The organism is Gordonia effusa NBRC 100432, assembly GCF_000241305.1.
GTDB classification, from domain to species: domain Bacteria; phylum Actinomycetota; class Actinomycetes; order Mycobacteriales; family Mycobacteriaceae; genus Gordonia; species Gordonia effusa.
Map to the genome: position 1 here is coordinate 1 of NZ_BAEH01000034.1, position 2,050 is coordinate 2,050.

Genomic DNA, 2,050 nt, shown 5'->3' on the forward strand with positions numbered 1-2,050 from the left:
ACCGCGGCCATCGACGACCGCGGTGCGCGCAGCACGGTCCACGCAACTGGTGTGGGCGCTCCCTTCTCCGAAAGCACGGTAACTACTGCTTCACCGGTGCCGAGCGACGTCAGAGCCGAATCCAGCTTGTATACGTCGGAGACCGGGTAGGTCTTCACCGTCTTCGACAATGCCTTCTGATCCTCGGGGGTGAAGGCGCGCAGCGCGTGCTGGATACGGGCGCCCAATTGGGACAGCACCTCGTTGGGGATGTCGGTGGGCAACTGCGAGCAGAAGAAGACGCCGACCCCCTTGGAACGGATCAGCTTAACGGTCTGCACAACCTGCTCCTTGAACGCCTTGGAGGCGTCGTTGAACAGCAAATGCGACTCGTCGAAGATGAAGACCACCTTGGGCTTGTCCAGGTCGCCGACCTCGGGCAGGTACTGGAACAGATCTGCCAGAATCCACATCAGGAAGGTCGAGAAGAGCGCCGGCCGAGCGGCTTGATCGCCAAGTTCGAAGAGGGTGACGATGCCACGCCCGTCCGCGGCGACACGCAACAGATCCGCCGGGTCGATCTCCGGTTCGCCGAAGAAGGTATCGCCGCCGTCTGCTTCGAGATTCGACAGTGCACGCAGGATTACACCGGCCGTGGCCGATGAGACGCCGCCGATACCCTTTAGGTCCGCTTTACCTTCATCACTCGTCAGATGGGTGATGACCTGACGCAAGTCTTTGAGGTCGAGGAGCGCGAGTCCCTTTTGGTCCGCCCAGTGGAAGATCAGACCGAGCGTCGACTCTTGAGTGTCGTTGAGCCCCAACACTTTAGCTAGCAAAATGGGACCGAAAGAGGTGATCGTCGCGCGGATCGGCACGCCGATTCCCTTGTCTCCCAATGACACGAACTCGGCCGGGAATGAATTGGCTTGCCAGTCATCACCAGTCTGACCGGAGCGCTCGACAATTTTCTCATTCGACTCCCCGGGTTTGCTCAAGCCCGAAAGATCTCCCTTGATGTCGGCCATGATGACCGGCACCCCATTTGCCGACAATTGTTCGGCGATCAATTGCAGAGTTTTGGTCTTTCCGGCGCCCGTGGCGCCAGCTACCAGGCCGTGCCGGTTCATCATCGACAGCGGAATGCGCACTTTGGCGTCGGCGTGTGCCGTCCCGTCGATCGATACCGTGCCGAGTTCCAGTGCGGTCCCGGTGAAGTTGTATCCGGCAGCGATCGTTTGTGCGGCCCCAGCGGCATCGGTCACGGCGCGTCCTCTCGTAGTGGGTGAAATCGTAGTGCGGAGATCGTGTGCGGAGATCTCAGTCGCGGACCTCGCGGAGTCATTCGGCATGGTCTATTCAGAAAGAACAATAGCGATCATCTTCCGTCTGCATGCGATGGGACGTGCACCATACGCGGTTCTGGCTTGACCGTGTCTGTGGCAGATCCGACTCGATCACGTCTGTGTCAGTTCTGAGTTGACCCGTGTCCGCAGCAGATCCGACTCGACCACGTCTGTGTCAGATCCGACTCGACCACGTCTGCGGCTCTGTTTCTCGCGGCTTGGCGGTGCGGGCGTGACACCTAACCTCTAGCGGCGTCAGAAGGGCGGTTCGCCCCGGGACGCATCTGCGAGGTCAGCAGCGATGATCCGCTGCACGACTTTGGGATTCAGACGCTTGTCGGCCTCGCGCGCAGCGCGGTTCCGCTCTCGTTCGGCCGCACGGCGGGCATGTTTGTCCGCCGTACGTGTTCGGTACTTTGTCGGCGTGCGCTCCTCGGGCGGTTTTCGCCGTACGGCGGCTTCTGGTGACACGAACCTGTAGCGCCGCAAGCCCGGAAACAAATCCAGACCTGGACCGGCACGGCCCTCGATTACGACTCCGTCGGACGTGATGAAGATGGGGCGCACGTGGCCATCGGGCTCGACGATCAGGTCATCGACCCAGTCGCCGTGGGTCTTTCGATTGTGCGCGAACCGATCCTTGGCGCCGAGATTTCCCGGGTCGGTTTGCCCGCCCGCTGAGGTATCAGCGTGATCGAACTCGATCCAGTGATCAAGATCGCATC

General features: G+C 60.9%; 1 protein-coding gene and 1 pseudogene. Both read right to left on the reverse strand.

Annotation, left to right across the window (positions count from 1 at the left end; genetic code table 11):
* Positions 1 to 1,331, reverse strand: a 1,331-nt coding sequence (locus GOEFS_RS05060) for a helicase HerA-like domain-containing protein (RefSeq protein ID WP_083837241.1), incomplete at its 3' end; no start/stop codon positions are given.
* Between the two features lie 249 nt (positions 1,332 to 1,580).
* Positions 1,581 to 2,050: pseudogene (locus GOEFS_RS23380) on the reverse strand (hypothetical protein); the annotation flags it as partial.